The sequence below is a fragment of the Allobosea sp. GW822-FHT03F07 genome (assembly GCF_058801345.1).
Map to the genome: position 1 here is coordinate 52,928 of NZ_JBXAND010000001.1, position 26,849 is coordinate 79,776.

27 protein-coding genes are annotated in these 26,849 nt (G+C 66.7%); 14 read left to right on the forward strand and 13 right to left on the reverse strand.

Annotation, left to right across the window (positions count from 1 at the left end; genetic code table 11):
* Positions 1 to 72 precede the first annotated feature (72 nt).
* The 3 genes from AC1RMY_RS00280 to AC1RMY_RS00290 are packed head-to-tail and all read left to right on the forward strand — an operon-like array spanning position 73 to position 5,188.
* Positions 73 to 714, forward strand: coding sequence for a TetR/AcrR family transcriptional regulator (locus AC1RMY_RS00280; protein WP_492861939.1), 642 nt, complete (start codon positions 73 to 75; stop codon positions 712 to 714).
* 35 nt (positions 715 to 749) lie between these two features.
* Entirely contained in the window at positions 750 to 1,943 is a 1,194-nt protein-coding gene (locus AC1RMY_RS00285) for an efflux RND transporter periplasmic adaptor subunit (RefSeq protein ID WP_492861940.1), read from the forward strand.
* Between the two features lie 14 nt (positions 1,944 to 1,957).
* Entirely contained in the window at positions 1,958 to 5,188 is a 3,231-nt protein-coding gene (locus AC1RMY_RS00290) for an efflux RND transporter permease subunit (RefSeq protein WP_492861941.1), read from the forward strand.
* 226 nt (positions 5,189 to 5,414) lie between these two features.
* On the opposite strand, the gene AC1RMY_RS00295 is transcribed toward AC1RMY_RS00290, so the two are convergent.
* The 4 genes from AC1RMY_RS00295 to AC1RMY_RS00310 form a co-directional block, all read right to left on the reverse strand.
* On the reverse strand, positions 5,415 to 5,756 hold the full coding sequence (locus tag AC1RMY_RS00295; protein ID WP_492861942.1) for a hypothetical protein: 342 nt from the start codon (positions 5,754 to 5,756) through the stop codon (positions 5,415 to 5,417).
* A 141-nt stretch (positions 5,757 to 5,897) separates the two neighbouring features.
* Positions 5,898 to 6,572, reverse strand: a complete 675-nt coding sequence (locus AC1RMY_RS00300) for a hypothetical protein (protein WP_492861943.1) — start codon at positions 6,570 to 6,572, stop codon at positions 5,898 to 5,900.
* Positions 6,569 to 7,507 (reverse strand): hypothetical protein, encoded by a 939-nt coding sequence (locus AC1RMY_RS00305; protein ID WP_492861944.1) that lies wholly within the window; start codon positions 7,505 to 7,507, stop codon positions 6,569 to 6,571. Before AC1RMY_RS00305 ends, AC1RMY_RS00300 begins: the two co-directional genes overlap by 4 nt.
* A gap of 457 nt (positions 7,508 to 7,964) precedes the next feature.
* Complete coding sequence (locus AC1RMY_RS00310) at positions 7,965 to 8,891, reverse strand: hypothetical protein (protein WP_492861945.1); 927 nt, start codon at positions 8,889 to 8,891, stop codon at positions 7,965 to 7,967.
* 510 nt (positions 8,892 to 9,401) lie between these two features.
* Here AC1RMY_RS00310 and AC1RMY_RS00315 point away from each other — a divergent pair.
* Entirely contained in the window at positions 9,402 to 9,956 is a 555-nt protein-coding gene (locus AC1RMY_RS00315; protein ID WP_492861946.1) for a dihydrofolate reductase family protein, read from the forward strand.
* Here AC1RMY_RS00315 and AC1RMY_RS00320 read toward each other — a convergent pair.
* A complete protein-coding gene (locus tag AC1RMY_RS00320) occupies positions 9,953 to 10,873 on the reverse strand; it encodes a DMT family transporter (protein WP_492861947.1) in 921 nt (306 codons plus the stop codon). The two genes, AC1RMY_RS00315 and AC1RMY_RS00320, sit on opposite strands and share 4 nt — an antisense overlap.
* Positions 10,874 to 11,126: 253 nt before the next feature.
* Between AC1RMY_RS00320 and AC1RMY_RS00325 the strand changes: the two genes are divergently transcribed.
* Positions 11,127 to 11,993: a LysR family transcriptional regulator gene (locus tag AC1RMY_RS00325; protein WP_492861948.1), complete on the forward strand. Its 867-nt coding sequence runs from the start codon at positions 11,127 to 11,129 to the stop codon at positions 11,991 to 11,993.
* Between the two features lie 177 nt (positions 11,994 to 12,170).
* Positions 12,171 to 13,214: a GTPase ObgE gene (obgE, locus tag AC1RMY_RS00330; RefSeq protein ID WP_492861949.1), complete on the forward strand. Its 1,044-nt coding sequence runs from the start codon at positions 12,171 to 12,173 to the stop codon at positions 13,212 to 13,214.
* A gap of 20 nt (positions 13,215 to 13,234) precedes the next feature.
* Here obgE and AC1RMY_RS00335 read toward each other — a convergent pair whose 3' ends face one another.
* Positions 13,235 to 13,711, reverse strand: a complete 477-nt coding sequence (locus tag AC1RMY_RS00335; RefSeq protein WP_492861950.1) for a hypothetical protein — start codon at positions 13,709 to 13,711, stop codon at positions 13,235 to 13,237.
* 27 nt (positions 13,712 to 13,738) lie between these two features.
* Here AC1RMY_RS00335 and ykgO point away from each other — a divergent pair, with 27 nt between their 5' ends.
* The 3 genes from ykgO to AC1RMY_RS00350 all read left to right on the forward strand — a co-directional run bounded on the left by ykgO (position 13,739) and on the right by AC1RMY_RS00350 (position 15,695).
* On the forward strand, positions 13,739 to 13,864 hold the full coding sequence (gene ykgO / locus AC1RMY_RS00340; RefSeq protein WP_038363015.1) for a type B 50S ribosomal protein L36: 126 nt from the start codon (positions 13,739 to 13,741) through the stop codon (positions 13,862 to 13,864).
* Between the two features lie 153 nt (positions 13,865 to 14,017).
* A complete protein-coding gene (locus AC1RMY_RS00345) occupies positions 14,018 to 14,683 on the forward strand; it encodes a tetratricopeptide repeat protein (RefSeq protein WP_492861951.1) in 666 nt (221 codons plus the stop codon).
* Positions 14,684 to 14,717: 34 nt separating this feature from the next.
* Complete coding sequence (locus AC1RMY_RS00350) at positions 14,718 to 15,695, forward strand: alpha/beta fold hydrolase (RefSeq protein ID WP_492861952.1); 978 nt, start codon at positions 14,718 to 14,720, stop codon at positions 15,693 to 15,695.
* 12 nt (positions 15,696 to 15,707) lie between these two features.
* Here AC1RMY_RS00350 and pyk read toward each other — a convergent pair whose 3' ends face one another.
* From pyk to AC1RMY_RS00365, 3 genes are read right to left on the reverse strand one after another with little or no spacing between them, the layout of a single operon-like run.
* Positions 15,708 to 17,147, reverse strand: coding sequence for a pyruvate kinase (gene pyk, locus AC1RMY_RS00355; protein ID WP_492861953.1), 1,440 nt, complete (start codon positions 17,145 to 17,147; stop codon positions 15,708 to 15,710).
* Between the two features lie 11 nt (positions 17,148 to 17,158).
* Positions 17,159 to 17,602: a DUF1036 domain-containing protein gene (locus AC1RMY_RS00360; protein ID WP_492861954.1), complete on the reverse strand. Its 444-nt coding sequence runs from the start codon at positions 17,600 to 17,602 to the stop codon at positions 17,159 to 17,161.
* A gap of 1 nt (position 17,603) precedes the next feature.
* Positions 17,604 to 18,878 (reverse strand): glycerate kinase type-2 family protein, encoded by a 1,275-nt coding sequence (locus AC1RMY_RS00365; protein ID WP_492861955.1) that lies wholly within the window; start codon positions 18,876 to 18,878, stop codon positions 17,604 to 17,606.
* 321 nt (positions 18,879 to 19,199) lie between these two features.
* On the opposite strand from AC1RMY_RS00365, the gene AC1RMY_RS00370 reads away from it, so the two are divergent.
* On the forward strand, positions 19,200 to 19,442 hold the full coding sequence (locus tag AC1RMY_RS00370; protein ID WP_327526579.1) for a DUF2312 domain-containing protein: 243 nt from the start codon (positions 19,200 to 19,202) through the stop codon (positions 19,440 to 19,442).
* 74 nt (positions 19,443 to 19,516) lie between these two features.
* On the opposite strand, the gene AC1RMY_RS00375 is transcribed toward AC1RMY_RS00370, so the two are convergent.
* The 3 genes from AC1RMY_RS00375 to AC1RMY_RS00385 all read right to left on the reverse strand — a co-directional run bounded on the left by AC1RMY_RS00375 (position 19,517) and on the right by AC1RMY_RS00385 (position 21,955).
* Positions 19,517 to 19,747 (reverse strand): hypothetical protein, encoded by a 231-nt coding sequence (locus AC1RMY_RS00375; protein WP_492861956.1) that lies wholly within the window; start codon positions 19,745 to 19,747, stop codon positions 19,517 to 19,519.
* Positions 19,748 to 19,801: 54 nt separating this feature from the next.
* Positions 19,802 to 21,463, reverse strand: coding sequence for an isocitrate lyase (locus tag AC1RMY_RS00380; RefSeq protein ID WP_492861957.1), 1,662 nt, complete (start codon positions 21,461 to 21,463; stop codon positions 19,802 to 19,804).
* 273 nt (positions 21,464 to 21,736) lie between these two features.
* Positions 21,737 to 21,955, reverse strand: a complete 219-nt coding sequence (locus tag AC1RMY_RS00385; RefSeq protein ID WP_492861958.1) for a hypothetical protein — start codon at positions 21,953 to 21,955, stop codon at positions 21,737 to 21,739.
* Positions 21,956 to 22,181: 226 nt separating this feature from the next.
* On the opposite strand from AC1RMY_RS00385, the gene AC1RMY_RS00390 reads away from it, so the two are divergent.
* Entirely contained in the window at positions 22,182 to 23,579 is a 1,398-nt protein-coding gene (locus AC1RMY_RS00390; protein WP_492861959.1) for a helix-turn-helix domain-containing protein, read from the forward strand.
* 68 nt (positions 23,580 to 23,647) lie between these two features.
* Here the strand turns inward: AC1RMY_RS00390 and AC1RMY_RS00395 are convergent, their stop codons facing one another.
* Positions 23,648 to 24,256, reverse strand: coding sequence for an FMN-dependent NADH-azoreductase (locus tag AC1RMY_RS00395; protein WP_492861960.1), 609 nt, complete (start codon positions 24,254 to 24,256; stop codon positions 23,648 to 23,650).
* A gap of 110 nt (positions 24,257 to 24,366) precedes the next feature.
* On the opposite strand from AC1RMY_RS00395, the gene AC1RMY_RS00400 reads away from it, so the two are divergent.
* From AC1RMY_RS00400 to AC1RMY_RS00410, 3 genes are all read left to right on the forward strand, one after another.
* Entirely contained in the window at positions 24,367 to 25,347 is a 981-nt protein-coding gene (locus AC1RMY_RS00400) for a LysR family transcriptional regulator (protein ID WP_492861961.1), read from the forward strand.
* Between the two features lie 80 nt (positions 25,348 to 25,427).
* The gene (locus AC1RMY_RS00405) at positions 25,428 to 26,036 is read left to right on the forward strand and encodes a glutathione S-transferase (protein WP_492861962.1); all 609 of its coding nucleotides are present in this window, start codon (positions 25,428 to 25,430) and stop codon (positions 26,034 to 26,036) included.
* 175 nt (positions 26,037 to 26,211) lie between these two features.
* A complete protein-coding gene (locus AC1RMY_RS00410; protein WP_492861963.1) occupies positions 26,212 to 26,841 on the forward strand; it encodes a GNAT family N-acetyltransferase in 630 nt (209 codons plus the stop codon).
* Positions 26,842 to 26,849 lie beyond the last annotated feature (8 nt).

Sequence of the window (26,849 nt, forward strand, 5' to 3'; positions counted from 1 at the left end):
CGTCCGACTTGACTTGGTGCGCAGTCTTCGGCATGAGAATGAACGTTCATTCTCATTGCTCCAAGGTATCGCGTGTCACCTTCTGCCGCCATCCCCGCGCCCGACCGCGCCCCGTCGGAACGCCAGACCCGCATCCTTGATGCGGCCGAACGCGTCTTCGCGCGCGCCGGCTTCCATTCGGCGACGATGCAAGACGTCGCCGCGGAGGCCGGCATGAGCCCGGGCAATCTCTACCGCTACTTCGCTTCCAAGGACGCGATCATCGCCGGCATGGCCGAGCGCGACCGCACCCTGATCGCAGCCGATTTCGCCGAGCTCGACCCTGCCAAGGGTAACGTCCTCGACCAGCTCGAGGCGCTCGGGCGCAAGCATCTGATCGAGGAGCCGCGCGAGAAATCCATCATCTGCATGCAGATCTGGGCTGAAGCGGCGCGCAATCCGCAGATGGCGAGCATGTGCGCGGCGATCGACAGCACCGTCGTCGGCGGGCTCGGCTTTGCCATCGCTGGCGCCAAGGCCAGCGGCGAGCTGCCGGCCAATCTCGACGATGCCCGCTTCCTGCAGGCGATCTTCATGATGGCGGACGGCTTCTTCTGCCGCCGCGCCACGGATCCCTCCTTCGACCCCGTGATGGCCGCCGACACCCTGTTCAAGGCGATGCGCGGGCTGGCGCAGGTGCTGCTGCTGCCCGAATCCGGGAGCACCCAGCCGTGATCGCCTCCTTTTCTTCCAGCCGGAAAGTTCGTCCGATGTCCCCCGCTGCCACCGTCTTCCGCATCGCCGGCCTGTCGCTGCTGGCGCTCGCCGTCGGGCTCGTTCCCGCCGCACAGGCGCAGACGCCGGCCGCCGCATCGGCTCAAGCGGCCCCCGCCTCCGGCCCCTCCGTCACGGTCACGACCGCGAAGGTTTCGGAGATCGTGCAGAGCGTCGTGGTGTCCGGCTCGATGATCGCGCGTGACGAGGTCATGGTGCAGCCCGAGGTCGATGGCCTGGCCATCGTCGCGATTCTGGCCGAGGAGGGCGACCGCGTTGCCGCCGGCCAGGTGCTGGCGCGGCTCTCGCGCACCACGCTCGAGGTCCAGAAGGCGCAGAACGACGCCCAGATCGCGCGGGCGGAAGCCGCCGTTGCCCAGGCCAATGCGCAGATCGTCGAGGCCGAGGCCAATGTCGTCCAGGCCAACAACGCGTTCGACCGGACCAAGGCGCTGCGCGACAGCGGCAATGCCAGCCTGGAGACCTTCGACCAGCGCGATGCCGCCGCCCGCTCGGCCCGCGCTCGCGTCAACTCGGCGAGGCAGGCGCTGGCGATCACGACCGCCGACCTTGCTCTAGCGAAGGCTCAAGGCCGCGACATCGAGGTCAGGCTCGCCCGCACCGAGATCAAGACGCCGCAAGGCGGCATCGTCAGTCGCCGCAGCGCCAAGCTCGGGGCGATGGCCTCCATGTCCGCGACCGAACCACTGTTCCGCATCGTCGCCGACGGCGCGGTCGAGCTCGAAGCCGAGGTCGCCGAGGTCGAACTGCCGGGCCTCAAGGTCGGGCAGCCCGTCGCGGTGACACCGGCCGGCGCGACGCAGGCGCTGGCGGGCACGATCCGCCTGATCGCACCCGAGGTCGACAAGGCCTCGCGGCTGGGGCGGGTCAGGGTCGCGCTGATCGGCAATCCGCCGGTCGCGATCGGCTCGTTTGCGCGCGGCGTGATCGAAACCGGCCGCAAGACCGTCGTCACCCTGCCGCTCTCGGCGATCACCTATGCCCGCTCGGGCGCCACCGTGCAGGCGGTCAGCGGCGGCAAAGTGACCACCAAGAAGGTCGAGCTCGGCCTGGCCGGCGATGGCCGTGCCGAGATCGCATCCGGCATCGCTGCGGGCGAGACCGTAGTGGCGCGCGCCGGCACCTTCGTGCGCGACGGCGACGTCATCACGCCTGTTGCGACGAACTGACGGGAGCGGCGCCGGTGAACATCAATTTCTCCGCCTTTTCGATACGCAAGCCGGTTCCGGCGATCCTGCTCTTCGTCGTGCTCTGCGTGCTCGGGCTGCTCTCGTTCTCGAAGCTGCCGGTGACGCGCTTCCCCAACATCGACGTGCCGCTGGTCTCGGTGACGATCACCCAGTCGGGTGCGGCGCCTTCCGAACTCGAAAGCCAGGTCTCAAAGCGCGTCGAGGACGCTGTCGCCAACATCACCGGCGTGAAGCATGTGATGTCGACGCTGACCGACGGCTCCTCGGCGACGGTGATCGAGTTCCGGCTCGAAACCAACACCGACCGCGCCGTCAACGACGTCAAGGACGCGATCGCCAAGATCCGCGCCGACCTGCCGAGGACCATCGACGAGCCGGTGATCCAGCGCATCGATGTCGAGGGCCAGTCGATCCTGACCTATGGCGCCTCCTCGACCGGCATGACGCTGGAGCAGCTCTCCTGGCATGTCGACGATGTCGTCGCGCGCGAATTGCAGGGGCTGAAGGGCGTCGGCCGGGTCGAGCGCTATGGCGGCGTCGATCGCGAGATCCGCATCTCGCTCGACCCCGACCGCCTGCTGGCGCTCGGGACCACGGCGGGCGAGGTCAACCGCCAGATCCGCGCCACCAATGTCGATCTCGCCGGCGGGCGCGGCGAGGTCGGCGGGCAGGAGCAGGCGATCCGCACGCTGGCGGGCGCACGCACCGTCGCCGAACTGGCCGAGACCAAGATCACGCTGACCGGCGGCCGCGAGGTCCGGCTGAAGGAACTCGGCCGCGTCGAGGATTCCAATTCGGAGCCGCGCGCCTTCGGCCGGCTCGACAAGAGCCCGGTTGTTTCCTTCGCGGTGTTCCGCTCGAAGGGGGCGAGCGAGCTTTCGGTCAAGGATGTCGTCGCGGCGCGCATCGCCGATCTGAACAAGCGCTTCCCCGACATCGCGCTGAAGCCCATCGACGACGCGGTCGCCTATACGCATGGCAACTACAAGGCGGCGATGGAGACGCTGATCGAGGGCGCGGCGCTCGCCGTCATCGTGGTCTTCCTGTTCCTGCGGAACTGGCGGGCGACGCTGATCACCGCGATCGCCCTTCCGCTTTCGGCCATCCCGACCTTCTGGGCGATGGAGCTGATGGGCTTTTCGCTCAATCTCGTCAGCCTGCTCGGCATCACGCTGGTCACCGGCATCCTGGTCGACGACGCGATCGTCGAGATCGAGAACATCGTCCGGCACATGAAGATGGGCAAATCGCCCTATCGCGCCGCGATGGAGGCGGCCGACGAGATCGGCCTCGCGGTCATCGCGATCACGCTGACGATCGTCGCGATCTTCGCGCCGGTCTCCTTCATGGGCGGCGTCGCCGGCCAGTATTTCCGCCAGTTCGGCCTGACGGTTGCGGTCGCCGTCCTGTTCTCGCTGCTGGTCGCGCGGCTGATCACACCGATGATGGCGGCCTATCTGATGAAACCCGTCGACCATGCCGATCCGAAGGACGGCATCGTCATGCGCGGCTATGTCGGGCTGCTCAAGGCGACCACGGCCTCCCGCCGCATCCCCCTGCTGCCGCGCTTCGACGGGACCGGGCTCTGGCGCTCGCTGCCCTTCAACATGTCGTATCTGACGCTGGTGCTGGGTTTTGCCTTTCTCTGGGGCTCGATCCACGCCACCGCGCTGCTGCCGACCGGCTTCATCCCGGACGAGGATACCTCGCGCGTCGTGGCCTCGGTCGAGCTGCCGCCGGGCGCGACGCTGGAGGACACCCGTGTCACCACCGACAAGCTCGTCGATGCCCTCAAGACGATACCCGAGGTGACGAACGTCTTCGTGCTCGGCGGCGCTTCGCCGACCGGCCAGCGCGAGGTCCGGCGCGCCGCCGTCACCATCCTGCTTAAGCCGAAGGCGGAGCGCGAGGCGCGCCAGAAGGACCTCAAGGTCGTCATCGCCGACAAGCTCGCCAGCGTGCCGGACGTCCGCGCCTGGTACGTCAACGAGCGTGGCGAGCGCGAGATGGCGTTCTCGATCCTGTCCAAGGACGGGCCGGCGCTGGACGAAGCCGTGGCCCGCATCGAGGGCCGGATGCGCAAGGTCGACGGCTATCTCAACGTCGCGACCTCGGGCTCGCTCTCGCGGCCCGAGCTGACGGTGAAGCCCAAGCTCGAACAGGCGGCCAATCTCGGCGTCACGCCCGAGGCGATCTCGGAGGCCGTGCGTGTCGCGACCATCGGCGATGTCGGCGCCAACCTCGCCAAGTTCAATGCCGGCGACCGGCTGGTGCCGATCCGCGTCCAGCTCGACGAAGCCGCTCGCGCCGACATCCGCAACATCGCGGCGCTGCGCGTCACCAACGCCAACGGTGTCTCGATCCCGCTCACCGCCGTCGCCGAGATCGGCTTCGGCGAGGGCCCGAGCTCGATCGACCGCTATGACCGCGTCCGCCGCGCCGCCATCGGCGCCGATCTGAAGCGCGGCTTCGAGCTCGGCACCGCGCAGGAGACCTTCAACCAGATCGTCAAGGAGGTGGGGCTGCCCGCGGGCGTCTGGATTGCCGCGACCGGCGATGCCGAGATCCAGGGCGAGGTCGTCGACGGTTTCGTCCAGGCGATGACGACTGGGCTGATGCTGGTCTTCGTCGTGCTGATCCTGCTCTTCGGCTCGGTCTTCCAGCCGATCACGATCCTGCTCTCGCTGCCGCTCTCCTTCGGTGGCGTGGTGATCGCGCTGCTGGCGACCGGCAACCCGGTCTCGATGCCGGTCTATATCGGCCTGCTGATGCTGATGGGCATCGTCACCAAGAATGCGATCATGCTGGTCGATTTCGCGGTGGAGGAGGAGGGACGTGGGCGTGACCGCCGCACCGCCCTGCTCGAGGCCGGCCGCAAGCGTGCCCGCCCGATCGTGATGACCACCATCGCCATGGCGGCGGGAATGCTCCCCTCGGCCTATGGCGTCGGCGATGGCGGCGAGTTCCGCGCACCGATGGCGATCGCGGTGATCGGCGGCCTCCTGGTTTCGACCGTGCTGTCGCTGGTCTTCGTGCCATCCTTCTACGCGGTGATGGACGATCTCTCGAAGCTGACGGGGCGGATCTTCGGGCGCTTCTTCAGCAAGCCCGAGGATGAAAGCCTGTGGGAAGCGATCCATGAGCCCCACGCGCACCAGGCACCGGGTGAGACGAGCGGGAAGGTGCTGGGCAAGCTGCCGCCGCCACGCCTCGCGGCGGAGTGAGGCACTGGCGCTTGCCGACGTCTCACGGAACCACCCCGTCATTCCGGAGAAGCGGCCCTCGGGTCCGATCTTCGATCGGCCCAAGGACAAGCTCCGCCGCGCCGATCCGGAATCCATCATAGAGCTTCGGAGCCCCCTGATGGATCCCGGGGCAAGCCCGCGATGACGGCGAGGTTCAGAAGCAGACATGGCAAGCTCGCCAGAGCGACTGAGCCCGCCAGCGACGCTACGAGCCGCCGGCGGGTGCGAAGAGGCAGAGCATCTCGCCCGCATCGTTGATGCACAGATGCCATTTCCCGTCCGGCGACAGGCGCGCCTTGCGATAGGGGATTTCGAGAACGAGGAGCCGGCGGCGGTCCTTGGCCCAGATCGGATGCTCGCCGGGGGCGACCGTCACAATATAGGCGTATCGGCTCTCCCTGACGGCCCCCGCGTCGATCTCGGCGCAGTCGGCGCCGGAACAGCACTCGAACGGATAGTCCCAGCCGCTGGCGGCCTCGTGCGAGCAGGCTTGCGTGGTTCCGGCCGTCAGCACCAGCGCCGCGGCGATCGAGGTAAGAGCGCGCATGGGCCTCTCCTCGCGTCAAAACGCCTGGCCGATGGCAGCGGACGAAGCGCGCTCGGGACGGCGAGGCTCCATTGCGTGGAGGGCGATCCTACTCCCGATCCGCGCGGGCTGACAGGGAGGGCGCGCGGCGGGGCGCGAGGATCAGGTCTCAGGCATGATCTCGAGCGGGAACGGCGTCGGCTCGTAGATGGCTTCGAGGCGGTTGCGGGCGACGAACTCCTCTTCCCAGCGATGGAGCAGGGCCGCGACGTCGGCACGATTTCCCGCTGCCACGAGAGCGCCCAATCGGCTGGCTCGCTCAAAGCGAGGCTGCCATCCATCCGTCATCGTCAGGTGACGGTCCTTGATCTTCTCATAAATGGGGAGAACGTCTTCGAAGCGCCCCTGCGCGGCGAGGATCGAGATGCGAAATGGATCGTGGTTGAGCCACCCCTTGTACTCGAAGGAGCCGGGTTCACCCTCGACATGGTCCATGTCCTCAATTCCCTGTACCCGCCGCAGCATGGGCAAGATGCGATGCTCGAGCGCGTCGAACACCGTTTCGAAGAAGCCGTTCTGCGACCAGCGGTTCGGCTTGCCGCGCTCGAGAAAGATCGGCTCAGGGGCTAGCCCGGCCCGCGATCCCACGGGATCGCATGCATGTCCGATGTGCCAGTAAAAGCGCGGGTAATCGGCATCCCAACTGCGGTCGATCGAAACCGACCGCATGACATGCCGTTGCGGCTTCAGAATCACGAACCGATCAGCGAGAAAGAGGTCGTCGTGCCGTGCGAGCAGTTGCGACCAGAGAGCGTTGATCTGCTTCTTCGTCGTCATGATGTCGGCCTGACCTCCGTCACGATGACCCGCCGAACAGGAGCTAAGCCCCTTGCGGCGGCGGTCGCCAGAATTTCAGCGCGCCGATCTTTAAGGACAGATCTGCCCGTCTTGAGATCATTGACGCACAACGTTCCATCATCACGATATTCGCAGGCATCGACCCGGATCGTGCCACTGCGACCGTATGGGATTTCGCCGTCGGTCGTTTCGCCTTGTTCTTTCAGGAAGGACCGCTCGGCGCGAAATTTTAAATCATATTGATCGTCAACGTAGATTTTGAAGCGGCTGTGAACCGCTGTCCCGTATACTGCTGTCGAAGGATACTGCGAGACCGGTCCTGCCGCATTGGCGGCCCTTGCCGCGAAGCCCTCGACCTGGCGCCAGCGATAACAGGCCGCTTCGACCTCCTCTTCGCTCAATTGTCCGACATAGCCAAGCTGGAGGCTATCGGTGGTGCCGGGCCTGAACTCGCGGGCGTTGAAGCCGATGACGGCTTGCAGCCCATCGCCATTCTGCGACGACAGCCAGCCGAAAAGGATCGCTCCGTTTGCGAATAGTTTGTCGGCGAAGACCGGCTGTACCGTAACCTGCGCCACCGGTCCATCCGGCATCCAGACTGACCTTGCGATCACTTCGCCGTCGGGTCCTCCTTCGCGGATCGTCTGGGTCTTGCCCGTCGTCTCGAAGACCGTCTTCTCGCCCTCGGGCGTCGTGACGGTGTGGCGCTCGTCGAAGCCTGCCGCGCGCGAGCCGGCGTATTCGGAATGGATCGTGCTGCCGTCGCGGTTGACGATGGCCCGCTCGGAGACCCCTCCGTCCGCGCCCGTGCTTTCCTCGTAGAAGGACCAGGCCTCGTCGCCGGTCTCGTCGATGACGAAGCCGTCCTCGGAGGCAAATTCGGCAAGGCCGCCTTCTTCGCCGAAGCCGGGCATGGCGCTACCGCCGCTGCCGCCACCGCCGCCCGTGCCGCTGGTCCATTGGCCGCCGCCGGGGCCGCCGGCCGGGACGCGGGGCTGCGAGGGGTTGTATTTGCGCTTCAGGACATCGCGGCGCAGTAGCCGCGCTTCGTCCTGAAGGCGGATCAGGCTGCGGCGCAGGCGGATGATCTCGCCATGTCCGGTGGTTTCGACGAGATGGCGATCGGATCTGACGGACATGGCGGGCCCCTGGTTGAGGGCACCATCTTCAGGCCATCTGAATCGGCGGGGATAAGTCGGGGTGGCGAAGCACTTTGCCCCTGCGTCCTTTCACGCCGGCATTCCGGCAGCAGCGGAGCGGAGGCCCGGAAGCCATTCCGAAGCATCTGCCATCTGCGTTCAGGCATGGCTTCCGGATCGGCGCCGCTTTCGCGGCTTGTCCGGAATGACGCGCGCTTCAGAAGATCTGTTCTTATAGCGACGGCGAAATCGGCGAGCTTCCGCCCGACGGCGTCGAGGGCTGTTGCTGCTGGTTGCGGCGGCTGAGCATTTCGCCGCGCGACTTGACGATCTGGGCGACGACGACGTCCTGGACGCTCTGCGCGGCCGCACGGCGCACCGCCTCGCGATCGACCGGGCGGCTCGCGTCGTGCTCCTGGATCTCGATGATCGCCTGGGCGAGCGAATCGACATCGGTCCTGCAGAAGATCATCGCCGCCTTGGCGACGACCTCGGCCTCCTCGTCGGTCGCCAGCATCGGACCGCCCTCGCGGCCGATGCAGGTCAGCATGCGCGTGCGGATCAGGTCGCGGGTTTTTTCCAGCACCGCCCGCTTCTCGGCCTTGGCCTGGATCTCGGCCTCGGATGGCTTGGCCGCGTTCTGGCCGGCGGCCGGATTGACCGGCCCGCGGATATTGGCGCTCTGCTTGGCGCAAGCGGCGAGGGCCGGCAGCATCTCGCCGGTCGAGGTCAGGGCGAAGGTCAGGCGCTGGTCGTTGGCGACGAGTTCCAGATAGCGGCCATGGCGGAAGGCGTTGATGAGTTGCGAGTCGTCCGGCATGGGGATGGCCAGCAGGGTCGGCGTCTTGGCTTCCGCGGTGACGTCGATCCGCGTGCTGCGATCGAAGACGAGCTGCAGGTTCAATTTGCTGCCCTGCTTCAGCTTCCAGTTGGGATGGGCGAAGCCGACCAGCCATTTGAGATCGCCGGTGATCGAGGTGAACATCCGCGTGCCGTTGCGATAGCCGGCGTTCACGGCGCAATGCGAGAAGGCGCCCGTCGCGTCATTGGTGAAGGCGCCGCCCTTCCAGTTGCCGACGATGATCTCGCCATAGGGCCCGGCGGCCTGCGCCGCCGGGGTCAGCAGGATCGTCAAAGCCAGGACCACTCCGCGCAACATGCTCACCTCGGCCGGTTGAGGCGCCAAGGATGACGCGCGGCGCCGCTTATCGCAATCCCGCAACGGCATGCCGGTTCCTGAGCCGCCGCTCCATGACCTGCCGACAGCGAAAGCCCCGGCCGGCTCGCGCCGCGGGGTTCCTCATGGTCTGCTGCCCGGAAAGGGGTGCGCGGAGCCCGGTGGCAGCGCGGCCTGACCGCGTGCCGATGTCGAGTGTCGATGTCGAGGTGTCGATTGCAGCGGGGGTGGCCGCCACCGGACTCCGCGCGCGGTTCTCTTCTAGGTTGGCGGGCATGCAGCGCTTGACTGAGGCGAGCAACGCCAGCGTTCCCTCCATGGCGGCAGCCCGCAACGGCAACCCTCATGAACACCGCCATTCCGCCCGGCCGCACGATGCCTCGCGACAGCCCCCTTGGTCGGGCGGAATGCGCGCAGGATAGCCACGGGCTGAGTGAGCGGGGATAAGTTCGTCGTGCACGGTGCGGCAGGTTGCCGAACGAGGAGGACAGGATGGCCAAGCTGATCGTCTGGAATCTCGTCACGCTGGACGGGCTGTTCGAAGGGCCGACGAAGTGGGATCTCGCCTTCCACAACGACGCCTGGTGCGACGAACTCGCCGAGCTCAGCAAGGAATTCGGGGAAAAGGCGGGGCTGCTCGTCTTCGGTCGCGTTACCTATGAAGGGATGAAGGCCTACTGGACGACGGCGGAGGAGGAGGGCGAGGTCAAGGCCTTCATGAACGCCCTACCAAAGCTCGTCGCCTCGCGCAGCCTGACGGCTTCCGACTGGAACAATACGCAGGTCACGGCCGACATCGCCGGTGAGATCGCGCGGCGCAAGGCCGCGCTGGCCGAGGACATCTATGTCTTCGGCAGCGCCCAGTTGACGGATTCGCTGCTGCGGCACGGGCTGGTCGACGAGATCATGCTCTGCGTCGCGCCAGTCTTGCTCGGGACCGGGACGCCCCTCTTCAAGCCGGGATCGCCGGCGCGCAAGCTTTCACTGACGCGGTCGCGCCCGCTGAGCAACGGCGCGGTGATCCTGAACTATGCCGTTCCGGCCTAACCCTTCCGCACCATCAGCACGGCGGCGAGGATCGCGATGCCGCCGAAGGCCTGGACGGGGGAGGGCTGCTCACCGAAAAGCGCCCAGGCGGCGAGCACGGCGACCATCGCGGGCCAGACCATGACGAGCGAGGCGGCGCTGGCGCCGTAATGGCCGAGCGAGAGCGTGATCAGGCCCTGGCCGAGCGCATGCGAGACGAGACCGAGCGCAATCACCGCCAGCCAGCCCTGCAGGCTCGCCGGCATGATCGTCTCGCCCAGAGCCAGGGCGGTGAGGAGGCAGAAGGCGGCGCAGACCGCGCTGGCGATCAGGCTGATGCGTCCGGCCTCGGCACGATCGCGGGCGCGGCGGACGGCGAGGATATAGGCGGCATAGGAGATCGCGGCGCCGATGGCGAGGCTGTCGCCGAACAGCCCACCAGGCGCCGGTGCGGCTGAGCCCACGAATTTCGGCAGAACCAGCATCACCGCCCCGCCCAGCGCCAGTGCCAGCGCGCCGAGGATGCGCCGGCTCGGGCGCTCCGCGAAGAGCAGCCAGCCGCCGAGCACCACCGCGACCGGTGAGAGATTGCCGAGCAGCGAGGCGTTGGCGATGGTCGTGAAGGCGAGCGAGGCGTTGTAGAGCACGACGTCGACGCCGAAGGCGAGGCCGGCCAGCGCGATAGGAAGCAAGGCGCCCGCAGCCGCCGCCGGGCGCCCCGGCCGGCGCTGCTCCAGCCCCGTCCAGAGGCCGAGCACGGGCAGCGCGAAGGCCATGCGCCAGAAGCCGGCTGCGGCCGGGCCGACATCGGCGAAGCGCACGAACACGCCGGAAAAACCGATGCAGGTCGCGCCCAGGAGCAGCGCGAGGAACATCGCGAGCGCGGGAGCGGTCGGGGCGGGTATGGCAGGCGTCGAGGACAGGGCGGGGGCGGACATGAGGGACCTTCGGGATGCTGGCTCCCGAACCTCCGCGTCATCCCGGGCTTGCCCCGGGATCCATCATAGAGCCAAGCCCGTGACTAGGATTCGCCCTACGATGGATCCCGGAGCCGCGCGGCGTCGCCGCTTGTCCGGGATGACGCGGAGGTTCGTGCATTTGATCGCTCTCGGTCTACGCCCCTTCCTTCCATCGGAAAAACGGATTATTCTGATTTAACCATTCTTAAAATCGATTGATGGGAGATGTGCCATGTCTGCGCATTTCGATCTCGCGGCGCTCGACATGCTGGTGGCGGTGGTCGAGAGCGGCGGCTTCACGGCGGCGAGCGCCCGGCTCGGGCGAACCCAGTCGGCGATCTCGGTCCGCATCCAGGATCTCGAGAGCCAGCTCGGCCACAGGCTGCTGGAGCGTTCGCGCCGCGGCGTGGTGCCGACCCAGGCAGGCGAGCGCCTGATCGCTCATGCCCGGCGCATGCTCGCGATCCAGCGCGAGGCGCTCGACGATCTCGGCGGCAGCAGCGCCTCGGGGCGGCTGCGCATCGGCATTCCCGACGATTATGTCGATGCCTTCCTGCGTCCGCTGATCGCGCGCTTCGCGGCCGAGCATCCCAAGGTCGAGCTCGAGCTGCATTGCGACCTGTCGAAACGGATCGAGCCGGCGGTGGTGGCCGGCGAATTCGATCTGGCTGTGGTGACGCAGGATCCCAAGCGCCCGGTCGGCGAGGTGATCAGGCGCGAGCCCGTGGTCTGGATCGCGGCGCGCGGGCACCGGCCGGAATTGCAGGAGCCCCTGCCGCTGGCGCTGTTCTCGGAAGGCTGCCGGGTCCGGCCGCGGCTGCTCGCAGCACTGGCCGATGCGGAGAAGGATTATCGCCTCGTCTTCTCCTGTTCGCACACTTCCGGCATGCTCTCGGCCGTCGAGGCCGGCTTCTGCGTGACGGCGGTCACCGAGAGTGCGGTGCCGGCCGATATGCGCCGGCTCGGCCCGGCGGAGGGCCTGCCCGCGCTGTTCGACCTCTCCGTCGGGCTGATCATGGGGCCGCAGCCGGGGCTGGCGGCGCGCCGCTTCGCCGACGCGCTGCGCGAGGAGATGGCGGCGCCGAGGCTCGCGGCGTGAGCGGGTGCCGGGGCTCTGCCGTCATGCTCGCCCTTGTGACGAGCATCCCCGTCTTGAACACGACTCTCGAGCAGTGAAGACGTGGATGGTCGGGACAAGCCCGACCATGACGGGAAGGGCGGCGAATGGAAGGCCCGCTGCATTGCCCTTTCCCCTCTCCATCACTACTGAGAAGCCATGAAATTCCTCGATCAGGCCAAGATCTATGTGAAGGCGGGAGACGGCGGCGCCGGCTGCGTCTCGTTCCGCCGTGAAAAGTTCATCGAATTCGGCGGGCCCAATGGCGGCGACGGCGGACGCGGCGGCGATGTCGTGATCGAATGCGTGCAGGGCCTCAACACCCTGATCGACTTCCGCTTCCAGCAGCATTTCAAGGCCAAGATCGGCGGGCACGGCATGGGCGCCGACCGGCACGGCGCCAATGGCGAGACCAAGGTGCTGAAGGTGCCGCCGGGCACGCAGATCTTCGACGAGGACGGCGAGACGCTCGTGGCCGACCTGACCGAGCCCGGCCAGCGCTTCGTCCTGTGCAAGGGCGGCAATGGCGGCTTCGGCAACGCCTATTTCAAGACGGCGACCAACCAGGCACCGCGCCATGCCAATCCCGGCCTGCCAGGTGAGGAGCGCTGGGTCTGGCTGCGGCTGAAGCTGATCGCCGATGCCGGGCTGATCGGCCTGCCCAATGCCGGCAAGTCGACCTTCCTCGCGACCGTCACGGCCGCCAAGCCGAAGATAGCCGATTATCCCTTCACCACGCTGCATCCGGGGCTGGGCGTCGTGCGCGTCGACGGACGCGAGATGGTACTGGCGGATATTCCCGGCCTGATCGAGGGCGCGCATGAGGGCCATGGCCTGGGCGACCGCTTCCTCGGCCATGTCGAGCGCTGCCGCGTGCTGCTGCATCTGGTCGAGGGCACCAGCGAACATGCCGGCAAGGCCTACAAGACTGTTCGGGCCGAGCTGGAAGCCTATGGCGAAGGTCTGGCCGAGAAACCGGAGATCGTGGCGCTGTCGAAGGTCGACGCGCTCTCGCCCGAGCTGCTCAAGGAGCAGGTCGCCCGGCTGAAGCGGGCCGCCAAACGCATGCCGATCGTGCTGTCATCGGCTTCGGGCGAGGGCGTGGAGGCAGCGCTGCGGGCGCTGTTCACCTATGTCGAGGACGCCCGCAAGGAAGAGGCGCGCGAGAATGCGCCTGCCGAGGACACCGGCTGGCGGCCGTAACCGCCGACCGGCGCCGTCTTTCAACGCGTCGCGCGGCGGGTTGTGCGGACGACGGCGGGTGCGGTGAGGGCCCCGGCCGCGCCGCCGACGACCGCGCCGACCGGCCCGGCCACGAGGGCGCCGGTGCCGGCGCCGGCAGCAGCGCCGCCGATGCGCTGTTCAGTGGTGTTTCCGCAGGCGCCGAGCGCGAGCGTGCAGGTGGCCAGCAGGCCCAGAGTCGTCAATTTCATATGGCTGAATCCCCAGCATTCGAGTGAGCCGGCAACGCGCGGCCCGTAGCTTAAGTTCCGATCGCTAGAGCCTGATTCCGGCAGGGTCCGCAATAGCGAGGGCTTTTCCTCGTCGGTGAGCGCCTTGCACCCTTGCGATCTTCGGAAAAATCCGTATACAGCCGGCATCGCATCAGCCGCACCATCCGCGTGGTCGATGTGGGCCGGTCTCCGGTTCGCGTCGCTGAGTGTGATTTGGCTGTGTTCGTTTTTGACCGATTCGTCCATGTGGGGCGGATCGATGGAGTTGAGACCATGAAGATCCGTAATTCGCTGAAGTCGCTCCGCGCCCGTCACCGCGACAACCAGCTCGTGCGTCGCAAGGGCCGCGTCTACATCATCAACAAGGTCCAGAAGCGCTTCAAGGCGCGCCAGGGCTGAGGTTGCGGCGGCCTTCCAGCCGCCTGTCTCACCTTGTGGCCGACGACAAAGCGGGTCGCCTGCGGGCGCGCCCGCTTTTTTGCGTTGGCGCTTCTCCGAGATGTGATCCTTCCGCGAATTGACCTGCCGGCTCGCGCGGCTAAACTCCTGGGCATGATGATCGCGCGCCCGCTTTCCATCGCTTTCCTGCTGGCTGCCGCTCTGGCCATGTTGCCTGCAGGCATCGGACCGCCCGCCTTGGCTCAGGCGCAGGACAGCGGCCCGTCGCGGCCGGGTGCGGTGGCTCCCGCGGACAAAGACGACAATCCAGTGGCGGCGCCGACGCCCTCGCGCGGGCCGGCCGCGACGCTGGAGCGGCTGTTCGAGCGGCTGGCCTCCGCCAAGACGCCGGAAGAGGCCAAGGGCATCGCCAACCTGATCCAGCGCCGCTGGGCCCGCTCCGGCTCGGCGACCGCCGATCTGCTGATGACCCGCGCCCAGACGGCGATGAAGGCCAAGCAGCTCGAACTGGCGATCGAACTGCTCGATCGCGTCATCACTCTTGAGCCGGATTGGGCCGAGGGCTGGAACCAGCGCGCCAATGCGCTCTTCCTCGCCGGCGACCCGATCCGCTCGATGCTCGACATCGGCGAAACCCTCAAGCGCGAGCCGCGGCACTACGGCGCAATGATGGGGCTCGGCACGATCCTGCGCCAGCAGGGCGACGATAAGCGTGCCATGGTGGCCTATCGCCGCGCGTTGGAGGTTTATCCGCAGCTCGAAGCGGTCAAGAGTGCGGTCGATTCGCTCAAGATCGACGTCGACGGTCGCGACGCCTGAGATCTTCACAGAACCGAAACGGCGATGGCTGCGTATGCGCAGCATGCTGACCCGTTCGGTTCTCGTCCTGTTCGTCCTCGTCGTTGCCGCCGGGCTGGTGCTGTGGTCGGAATGGCTCGGCGCGCAGGCTGTCCGACGCCATCCGCCGGTCGGGAGCTTTGTTCCCGTGGCTGGCGGGCGGCTGCATTATCGCGAGAGCAGGCCGAGCGCCGAGCCGCGCGGCACGGTCGTCCTGATCCATGGCGCCTCCTCCGACCATGCCGATCTGCTGGCAACGCTGGGTCCCGATCTCGGCCATTACCGCATCGTCGCGATCGACCGGCCGGGACAGGGCTGGAGCGACCGGATTGCGGGCGACGCCATGGCCGATCCGGCGCGGCAGGCCGAAATCCTGTTGCAGGGGCTCGATGCGATCGCGCCCGAGCGCTTCGTGCTTGTGGCGCATTCGCTGGGCGGGGCGGCCGCGACCCGGATTGCGCTCGACCGGCCGGAGCGGCTGCGCGGGCTCGTGCTGCTCGGCGCCGTGACGCATCCCTGGCCCGGCGGCATCGCCTGGTATCACCATGTCACGGCTTGGCCGGTGATCGGCCCGCTCTTTGCGCGGCTGGTCGGCGTGCCGGGCGCGCGCGTATTGCTGGAGGCCGGGGCGGCCAGCGTCTTCGCCCCGCGGCCGGTGACGCCGGGTTATCTCGAAACCGGCGAAATCGGGCTCCTGCTGCGGCCGGCAGCCTTCCGCGCCAATTCGCAGGACATCGCCGCCGCATTCGACTTCGTGAGCGCGCAGGTTCCGCGTTATCGCGAGCTGAAAGTGCCGGTGGTCGCGATCACCGGCGACAGCGACGCCATCGTCTCGCCGGTCATTCATTCCGCTGCGATCGCTCGGCAGGCGCCGCAGGGCCGCTTCGTGCTGCTGCCGGGCGTCGGCCATATGCCGCACCATGCGGCGCCCGAGATCGTGGTCGAGGCGATCGACCAGATCGTCGGGCCGCGATCGGGGCTGGCGCTGAACTAGCGCCGCCGCCCCTCACGCCTTCTCGACATGCTCCTTCGCGACGAAGGCGATGCGGACCATGTTGGTGGCGCCGGGCGTTCCGAAGGGCACGCCTGCCACGACGATGATGCGGTCGCCGAGCTTGGCGAAGTCTTCGCGCACTGAGAACTTGCAGGCGCGCGAGGCCATGTCGTCGATGTCGCTGGCGTCCTTCGTCACCACCGCATGCACACCCCAGACCAGGGTCAGGCGGCGCGCTGTGGCGCGATTCGGCGTCAGCGCCAGCACAGTCGAGTTCGGCCGTTCGCGCGCGATACGGAAGGCGGTCGAGCCGGACGAGGTCCAGGCGGCAATGACCTTGAGGTTCAGCGTGTCGGCGATCTCGTGGGAGGCCTTGGCGATGGCGTCGGCGCCGGTCTCCTCGGGCTCGGCGCGCTGGGCTTCCAGGATCGAGCGGTAGATCGATTCGCCTTCGACCTCCTCGGCGATGCGGTTCATCATCGCGACCGCTTCGATCGGGAACTGGCCGGCCGCGCTCTCGGCCGAGAGCATCACCGCGTCGGCCCCCTCAAAGACGGCGGTGGCGACGTCCGAAACCTCGGCGCGCGTCGGCACCGGCGCGGTGATCATGCTCTCCAGCATCTGGGTGGCGACGACGACGGGCTTGCCCTTGCGGCGACTCAGGCGGGTAATGCGCTTCTGAGTGCCCGGCACTTTCTCCAGCGGCATCTCGACGCCGAGGTCGCCGCGCGCCACCATGATCGCGTCCGACGCGTCGATGATCTCCTCCAGCCGGATCAGCGCCTGCGGCTTCTCGATCTTGGCCAGCGCCAGGGCCCGGCCGCGCACGATCTTGCGAAGATCGGCCATGTCTTCTGGCCTCTGCACGAATGACAGCGCGATCCAGTCGACGCCGGCCTCGGCGGCGGCCTCGGCATCGGAGCGGTCCTTCTCGGTCATGGCGGAGACGGCAATGGTGGTGTCGGGCAGGCTGACGCCCTTGCGGGAGGACAGACGGCCGCCGACGACGACGCGCGTCACGGCCTGCTTCTCGCTCGCCTTCTCGACGACGAGGCGCAGCTTGCCGTCGTCGAGGATCAGGGTGTGGCCGGGCTCCAGCGCGGTCAGGATTTCGGGATGGGGTAGGTGGACGCGCTTGACGGTGCCGGGCGCCGGATCGGCGTCGAGAATGAAGCGGGCGCCGTTCTCCAGCGTCACGCCGCCATCGCCGCCGAAGGCGCCGACGCGCAGCTTCGGGCCCTGAAGATCGGCTAGGATGCCGACCGGGCGGCGGAACTGGGTCTCCAGCGCGCGCAGCATCGCCACCTTCTCGGGCAGGGTTTCGCGCTGGGTATGGCTCATATTGATGCGGAAGACGTCGACGCCGGCCTCGAACAGCTTCGCGCACATCTCGGGGGTGGAGGAGGCCGGCCCCAGCGTGGCGATGATCTTGATACGGCGCTCGCGCTTCATGTCGATGTCCCTCAGGGCCGCGCGGGCGCGCCGCCGGTGGTGTCGGTGAGCTGGATCGTCCAGCTCTTCTGTTCGCCGGTGTCGACCTCGAAGAAGCCGGCGCGGTCGTAGCCGCGGGCCAGACAATCTTCTATCCCGCGAATGGTGAATTCCTTGTTGCGGGTACACATCACGGATTTGCCGGTCCACTCGCCGCCGCGGTCGTAATCGATGGCATGGACATAGTAGAAGCGCGCGGCCAGCGTGCCGCGCAGCAACGTCTCGCAGGCGCGCGGGCCGATGTTCCACCAGCCTTCGGTGGTCCAGCCCTGCGCGTCGCGATAGCCGATCGCCACGCCGACGCGGCTGCCTGTGGTGTTGCACATGCGCAGATCGGCCCAGGCTGGTGCAGCCCCTGCGAGCAGGCTGCCGGCCAGCAATGCCAGGCCAAGGATCGAGCGTTCGAAACGGTTCATCTCAGGGTTCGATCAGGATGACGCGGCAGTCGTTGACATTGGTCAGGGTCGGGCCGGTCCGGAGGAGGTCTCCCAGCTTCTCGAAGAAGCCGGTCGAATCGTTGTCGTCCAAGGATCGGGCAGGAAAGAGGCCGAGCGCGCCTGCGCGTGCGAGCGTCGTCTCGTCGATGATCGCTCCGGCGGGGTCGGTCGCCTCGCCACCGCCGCCATCGGTACCGTCAGTGTCGCCGGACAGCGCGACGATGCCGGACGTGCCGGCGAGAGCGATCGCCAGTGCCAGCGCATACTCCTGGTTGGGGCCGCCACGGCCCTTGCCGCGCAAAGTCACGGTCAACTCTCCGCCCGAGAGGATCGCGGCGCGCTTGCCCTCGCGCTTGAGCGAGAGGGCGAGTTGAGCATGGCGAGCGGCGACGTCGCGGGCTTCGCCTTCGAGATCGGGGCCGAGATCATGGACCTCGTAGCCCAGGGCTGCTGCTTCAGCATGGGCTGCTGCAATGGCCTCAGCGGGGCGCGCGATGATGCGGAACTCTGAACGGGCGAAGGCATCATGGCCGGGTTTGGGCGTCTCGCTGGCGTCGTCTTCGAGCAGCGCCTTGGCCGCCGCCGGGAGATCGAGACCGTAGCGCGCGACGATTGCGCGGGCCTGTTCCATCGTGCTCGGGTCGGCGACGGTCGGCCCCGAGGCGATCGCGGTCGGCTCGTCATTGGGGACATCCGAGATTGCGAGCGTCAGCAGCCGCGCCGGCGCTGCGGCGAGGGCGAGCCGCCCTCCCTTGATCCGCGACAGCCGCTTGCGGACGATGTTCATCTCGCCGATCGGTGCGCCTGAACGCAGCAGCGCCTTGTTGACCGCCTGCTTCTCGGCCAGCGTGAGCGACCCCGCAGGCGCGACCCAATTGGCCGAGCCGCCGCCCGAGAGCAGCACCAGAACGAGATCATCGGCCGTTGCCGAAGCGGCCAATTCGAGCGCGCGGGCGGCGCTGTCGATGCTGCCCTGGTCGGGCACGGGATGGCCGGCCGCGACCATCGGGATGTGGCGCGTTGTAGTCTCATAGCCGTGGCGGGCCACGGCGTGGCCTATGAGACGCTCGGCTGGAAAGCCTGAAGCGAGATAATGCGCCTCGGCCAGCGCCGTCATGCTGCCGGCGGCCTTGCCGGCGGCGAGCAGGATCAAGCGGCCCGTTGCAGGCGGTGGTGGCAGATGCTCCAGCAGGCAGCCGGCGGGATGGGCGCGCGCCACCGCTGCGTCGAAGATCGCGCGGGCCTCAGCTCGCATCCGATCAAGCAGGTTCCGGTCAGCCAGGTCGTTGGATCGCTGCAAGGCCGCCCCGTTCCGCCCAATTCTTCGGCCGATTGGATCGACCTTCGTTACTGATTCTTTTAAGTCGCGCGGCGGCCGACGTCATCAGGCTTTTGTTTATATAATCATACTTTTTATGGCTTCGCCGATGCGCTCCGCTCGGGCCGACGCGCTGCGGCGCAAGCGTCACGCGACTGTTGAGAGATGGCGGCGGCGTCCGGCTTGCGGCTTGACGGCAGGGGGCGTGCGATGCGAACCCCTCCGGCCAAATCCCCACATCATCGAGAAGGACATCAGATGGACGATCCGGTTGCTGGCGACCAGCTGAAGAGCATCGTGGAGCGCATCGAGCGTCTCGAGGAAGAGAAGAAGACCATCGCCGACGACATCAAGGAGGTCTATGCCGAGGCGAAGGGCAACGGCTTCGACGTCAAGGTGCTGCGCAAGGTCATTGCCATCCGCAAGCGCGACGCCAATGAGCGCGCCGAGGAGGAGGCGATCCTCGACCTCTATCTCCAGGCCGTCGGCGAGAGCGCCTGAGCGATCTGTTGCGCTGCCCCCCGAGGGTAGCGTCTCGGTCAGATGCTGGACTGAGCGGGCCGAGACCGGCCGGCTCATTCTCCGGCTGCAGCAGGAGCCCTGACCAGCGGAACCATCTGATCGCCCCAGTTGCCGCTGCCATCGTGAAAGCGCGAAACGCGAACCAGCTCGATCGAGAGGCCTGTCTCGACGGCGCGCTGCACGGCTTCGTTCAGTCGATGGACGGCGTCTGCCAGTCGCTGAATGGCGCGTTCCTCGGCGCCGAGATCGGGCGTTTGAAGCACTTTGAATTCCGCCTGGCTCATATCTGTTCTCCCGCAAGGCAAGCCGGCGCCGTCAGCGCCGGCTTGCAATAAGGTTTAAGCCGCTGCGAACTGGTTCATGGTGTTGGCATGGCCACCGGCCTTCAACGCGCGATCACCGGCGACCATCTCCTTGAAGGTATCGCCGAGGTCGGAGCCGACCTCGTGCTGGTGCTTGACCGCAGAGATGCCGCGACGGATCTCCTCGCGCTGAACCGTATTGACGTAGGCCTTCATCCGATCCTGCCCGAAATAGCCGCGGGCGAGTTCGTCGATGCTCTTGGCGGTCAGGTGGAAGGTCGGCAGCGTGATGAGGTTGTGGAACACGCCGGCCTGCGCCGCGATGTCGACCTGGAAGCGGGCGAGTCTGGCGTCGGCCTCGCGGCCGAGTTCGCTGTCGTCCAGATCTGCCGCCATCAGCATATTGCCGTCCGGGTAGTCCTCGGCCTTGATGCGGCCCTCCTTCAGCCATTCGGCGCGGACCTGCCTGCGCAGGTTGAGCGTCCAGTTGAAGGAAGGCGAGTTGTTGTAGGCGAGCTTGGCCGACGGCGCGGCCTTGCGGATTTCCGCCACCATTGAGGCGATGTCCGCGACATTCGGCGTGTCGGTCTCGATCCAGAGCAGGTCCGCCCCGCCATCGTTGATGAAGGCGATGCAGTCCTCGATGACGCGCGCGCGCCCCGATCCCTCGCGGAACTGAAAGAGACCGTTCGCCAAGCGCGCCGGCCGCACAAGCTTGCCGTCCAGCCAGATCGCGACGTCTCCCTCGCGGAGCGGTGCGGCTGCTGTAACCGGCTCGATCTTAAGCCATTTCGTGTACTCGGAAGCCAGGTCGCCCGGCTTCTGGCTGACGGGAATCTTCTGGGTGAGACCGGCGCCCAGGCTATCGGTCCTGGCGACAACCACGCCGTCGGTGACGCCGAGTTCCTCGAAGGCGAGCCGGCACGCACGCAGCTTTTCGACGAAGTCCTCACGCGGGACAGTGACCTTTCCATCCTGGTGGCCGCATTGCTTGGCGTCGGAGACCTGGTTCTCGATCTGAAGACAGCAGGCGCCGGCCCTGATCAGTTCCTTGGCGAGCAGATAGGTCGCGTGCTCATTGCCGAAGCCTGCGTCGATATCGGCGATGATCGGGACAACATGCGTTTCAAAACCATCGATCGCAGCGATTGCGGCGGCCTCGCCATTGCTATCGCTGGCGGCGCGCGCATCCTTGAGCGCCTTGAAGAGGTCATTGAGTGCGACCTCGTCGGCCTGGCGAAGGGAGACATAGATCTCCTCGATCAGATCGGCGACGGCGGTCTTCTCGTGCATCGATTGATCGGGGAGATGGCCGAACCGATTGCGCAGGCCAGCAATCATCCAGCCGGACAGGTAGACATAGGAGCCCTTGGCCGTGCCGCGCAGGCGCTTCACCGATTTGATCATCTGCTGCGCATGGAAGCCGGACCAGCAACCCAGGGACTGGGTGAACTGGGACGTGTCGGCCTCGTAAGCCGACATATCGCGGCGCATGACAGTGGCCATCTCGCGGGCGATGTCGAGATGCGTGTCGAAGGTGTTCTGCAAGCGCAGTTGAGCGATATCGTCGATCGCCACGCCTCCGGGGGCAAAGCCCGACGGATAGCGCGCCAGAAGTTCCAGCCTCAGTTTCCCATAGGTCGGTCGGCGGCGGCTGGCGGCCGTAAAGGATGCCGGCGGTTGCACGATGGCGTTCATAGCGAATGGTCCTTCGACTTTGGGCTTGGAGGATTTTTGGGGCGTGGAGGATTTGATGCGGCCGGGCGGCATCCAAACCGAAATGCCGGACCACCATCGGCAGACGGATCGCGCCATCAGCTGACGGATGGAGCGGAGCCGGCTTCGGACGGGCGAGCTTCCGCTGCGCCGAACCTGCAGCCGGCGGGGGCGATTTCACCACGAGCTGCATCGACCGCATGTGATTAGGGAGACTGACGGGGCGAAGCCTCGCTGTCAGATCCGGGCCGTTACTCAGGCGTCGTAGCCGTGTGCGGCCTCGTTGATCACGATCGCCGGCCTCACGGAAAAGTCGCTCGAGCGGGTGCGTCTCGTCTCAGGATCGTGCTGCAGGGTTTCGAACGCATCGACGAGCCGTCGCATGGCCTCCTGTGCGGCAGGCGACTGCCCGTTCAGGTGAAGTGGCTCGAGACAATGCTCGATGATCTCGCGGGGGCGCTCATGTCTGGTCATCGGATCTCTCCCAAATCGCCGTTCTTCGTATGAAGAGAGCGAGCGAATGCCGGTTGGTCTCACCCGCCCGTCGTTCGAAAAGCTCGCCCCTTACGTCTTTCGCTAGGGTGATGCCATGTTGACAGAGTGAGCTTGTGAAGCAAGAATTACTTGAAAATCAACGTGTTAATATGAAAACACTTGTCAAATGCAGTAGCTATTCAGTCAACGTTGTAAAAGGTTCGACGTGCAGCAGTTGAACGTTCAGATCGGCGGTCGCATCAAACGGTTGCGCCGACAGCGCAAGGTCAGTCAGTCGGCCCTGGCGGATGCGCTTGGAATTTCGCCGAGCTACCTCAACCTGATCGAACACAACCGGCGTCGGGTAACGGTTCCTCTCCTTTTCAAGACGGCGAGCTATTTCGGCGTGGAGCCGGGGGAACTCGCCGAAAGCGAGGAGCCGAGGCTGGCAGGCGATCTGATGGAGATCTTTGGCGACGATCTGTTTGCCGATAGCGACCTGACGAACCAGGACATCAGCGATCTCGCGACCTCGAACCCGGCGGTCGGCCGCGCCGTGCTGCGCCTGTACGATCGTTTCAGAGCTCTTGGCGCCGGTGGCCTTTCGGCAACGGCTCAGATCGAGGCCGGCGATTCCGTGACGACCGATGCCGTCTCGGACTTTCTGCAGGCCAATGCCAACCACTTTGCGATCCTGGAGGCTGCCGCTGAACGCGTCCGGGCAGATATCGACCACGCGTCGGACTCGTTCGAGCAGGGTCTGCGGACCTATCTGCACAACGTATTCGGGTTGCAGTGGCGTCTGGCTTCCCTGCCGGCGGGGATGACCCGAAAGGTCGATGCCGCGCGCGGGGAAATATTGACCGCGGACTTGTTGCCGGCCGAGACGGCGGCGTTCACGGTCGCACAGCACCTCGGCCGTCTCGGTGCCGGGGACGCGATCCAGCAATTGATAGCCGAGGCGTCTCTGCCGGAAGAGGCGGAACCGATCGCGCGCAACGCGCTGACCGCCTATTTCGCCGCCGCGCTGATGATGCCCTATGAGCCATTTCTCCTCGCCTGCAAGGAGACGCGCTACGACATCGAGCGCATCGGGCGCCGCTTTCGAGCCAGCTTCGAGCAGGTCTGTCATCGGATGACGACGCTGCAGCGGCCCGGTCGCACCGGCGTGCCGCTTCACCTGGTCCGCACCGATATCGCCGGGAACATCTCGAAGCGCTTCGCATTGTCGGGCATCTACATCCCGCGCCATTCCGGCGCCTGTCCGCGGTGGAACGTCTACGGCGCCTTCCTCCACCCCGAGCGCATCAATGTGCAGATCAGCCAAATGCCCGATGGCCAGCGCTTCTTCTGCATCGCCAAGGCCGTCACCAAGGGTGGCTATCGGCACAACGAACCCAAGAGGCATCTCTCGATCGGGCTCGGCTGCCACATCTCCTATGCGAGCGAACTCGTCTATTCGGACGGCGTCGACATCTCCAACATGGAGCTGGCTGTTGCGATCGGTGTCGGCTGTCGCATTTGCCCCCGCACGGGATGCGCCCAGCGCGCCTATCCGGCCGCGGGCCACCGAATGACTTTCGACGAAAGCGCGCGATCGGAAAATTTCTATGCCGGCACATGATGCCGACAAGCAAACGCCCGTCCCGGGGGACCGGGGCGGGCGCTTCTGCCTGGTCGGCAAGGGCTGGATCAGGCCGCGACCTTGGCGAGTTCGGCCACGGCGTCGTTGATCGCCTGCTGGCGCGCCTCGGGGCCGTAGCCCAGCTTCTCGGCGCGCACGAAAGTGACGTCGGTGATGCCCATGAAGCCGAGCAGCGTGCGCAGATGCGGCTCCTGCGAATCCATCGGCTGGGCCGGGCCGGAGCTGTAGAGGCCGCCGCGGCTGAGCACGACGATGGCGCGCTTGCCGGTGACCAGCCCTTCCGGACCTGCCTCGCTGTACTTGAAGGTCAGCCCGGCGCGGAGCACGTAGTCGAACCAGGCCTTCAAGGTCGTGGGGATCCCAAAATTATACATCGGCGCGCCGATGACCACGGTGTCGGCGGCCTTCAGTTCGGCGATCAGCGCGTCCGAAAAGGCGCTGGCCTCGACCTGCGCGGCCGTCCCGGTCTGGCCCGCCCTCAATGCGGCGATCGTCTCGCCATTGAGATGGGGCACGGGGTTGGCGTCGAGGTCGCGCTCGACGACCTGAAGCGACGGAGTCTTGGTCCGGAGCTGTTCGACGGTGGAGGCGACGAGCTGGCGCGAGACCGAATCCGGACCGGAAGCGCTGCTGTTGAGGACGAGAACGGAAGCCATGATGGTAATCCTGTCAGGCTGGTTGAAGACGATGCCGGCAAGATAGAGGTTCTCTATGGGCAACATAATGCCTATGATGAGCATCAGACTGTTGCTTCAAGAGGAACGCGATGTCCGAACTCGACGACATCCGCAGCTTCATCGCAGTGGTCGAGAGCGGCGGCTTCGGACGCGCCGCGCAACAGCTCGGCCTGGCCAAATCGGTCGTCAGCCGCCGGATCGCACGGCTCGAGGCTGATCTCGGCACGCGCCTGCTGAGCCGGACCACGCGCGGAGTGGCGGCAACCGAGGCGGGCCTCGAATTCAAGGCGCGCGGCGAGCGCATTCTCGCCGATCTCGTCGCGGCGCGTGAATCCGTGGCGCAGGCCTCCGGCGTCGCGGGCCGCCTGCGCCTGTCGATGCCGCTGACCTTCGGCAACCGCCATGTCGCGCCCGTTCTGGGCGAGCTCGCCTCTCTCCATCCCCGGCTGGAGATCGATGTCGAGGCGAGCGATCGTTATGTCGACCTGATCGGCGAGCGCTTCGATGCCGCGATCCGGATCGGTACGCTGAAGGATTCGAGCCTCGTCGCCCGCAGGATCGCGCCGGTGCATGGCATCATCCTGGCCAGCCCGGGCTATCTCGCGCAGAGGGGCTGCCCGGCCAGTCCGCTCGACCTCGCCGAGCATGAATGCCTGATCTATACCGGCACCAACACGCCCGACTGGGCTTTTCGGATGGGCAAGCGCCGCGTGTCGGTCCGGCCGACCGGGCGGCTGCGTTCCGACAGCGGCGAGACGCTGCTGGACTGGGCGAAGGCCGGGCTCGGCATCGTGCAACTGCCGACATTCATCGCTAGCGACGCGATCCGTGCGGGCGAGCTCGTGCCGCTGCTGTGGGAGTATCCGATGCAAGAGCATGCCCTCTATATTGTCCGCCCGCCCGGCGCCTATGTGCCGGGCAAGGTCCGAGTGCTGATCGACCTCTTGGTCGAGCGTTTCGGCGGCACGCCTTATTGGGACCCGTGCCAGATCGCGGCGCGGGAGCACGGCGTCACACTTGGCTTCAACTCCGGATTCGAGGTCGAGGGCGAGGCGCATCAACTAGCTTGATCCACAGCATCACCCGATTTGGTGTGGCTTTGCGCGCGGCTGCCGGCAATATCCCCATCGGATCGCAACGGAGATGAACGATGCTGCTCGTGGGAATGCTGGATAGCCCCTATGTCCGCCGCGCCGCGGTGACGGGCACGCTGCTCGGGCTCGAATTCGAGCATCGTTCGGTCTCGGTCTTCCGGCACATGGACGAATTCCGGGCGATCAACCCGCTGATCAAGGCGCCGAGCCTAGTCGCCGATGACGGCACGGTGATCAGCGAATCGCTGCTGATCATCCAGCATTTCGAGGATGTCGCCGGCCGTTCGCTGCGGCCAGTCGAAGGCGGCGCGCGGGTTCGCGACCTGTCGCTGACCGGCATCGGCATCGTCGCGGCCGACAAGGCGGTTTCGGTCGAGTACGAGCGCAAGCGGCCGGAGGCGCAGCGCTACGCGCCCTGGCAGGAGCGCATCGTCGCTCAGCTCCATACCGCGCTCGACCTGCTCGACGCAGCGGCCGCGCGCGGCGAACTGACGGCCGGGCCGGAACTGCTGCCCTGTGACATCGCGGCCGCGATCGCCTGGGGCTTCTGCCGCTTCGTGATCCCGGAATTCGCTCCCGAGGACCGCTGGCCGGCGCTGGCGGCCCAGGCGCAGGCGTGCGAGGCGCTCGACGTCTTCAAGGCCTGGCCGATCGATCGGGAATAGTTCGGCTGAAACTCGACACGCGCGCCGCTTCATTGTTCGCGTCGCACAAAAATGCTGCATCTGCGAACATTCTGCATCTTGCAATCCAGCGGCAAAGCGCCATTTTGCGGGCCAGTCAGGGAAGAATCGCCTCCTGGGGTAGCGCATTCCAGCGCTGTTAGCAGGAGATGACATAATGGCTCGTTCCAAAATGACGGCCGCCAAGAAGTCCGGCGCGATGACCGGCCGAGGCGAGGTCCGCCGGCTCTGGCCCGCGGAGCGCGATCTGTTCAAGGCCCATCTGCTGAGGCTCGACGACGTCACACGTCGCGAACGCTTCGGCACGGCCGTAAACGATGATTTCCTCGAGAATTACGCCGTCACCACCTTCGGCGTCGGCGGGTTGGTCTATGCCTATATCGAGGACGGCAAGGTACGTGGCGCCGCCGAACTGCGCGGGCTCGAGGACATCGTCGCGCAGACGGGCGAGGCGGCCTTCAGCGTCGAGGGCGGCTGGCGACGGCGCGGTATCGGCGGCACACTGTTCCAGCGCCTGATCACGGCGTCGCGGAACCGTGGCATCCGCACGCTCTACATGACCTGCCTGCCGGAGAACGCCGCTATGCGGCGGCTGGCGCGGCGCTTCCAGGCGGATCTCGCCGGCGGCTATGCCGATGTCGAGGGGGTGATCTCGACCGGCGGCCCGACGCCCTTCACCATCCTCGACGAGGCCTTCGACACGGCGCGCGGTTTCGCGGCGATGGCGCTCTCGGTGCAGCGCCGCTTCTGGCGCCCGGCCTTCTTCGGTCGTTCGATGGGGGCGTGAGCCCAGGT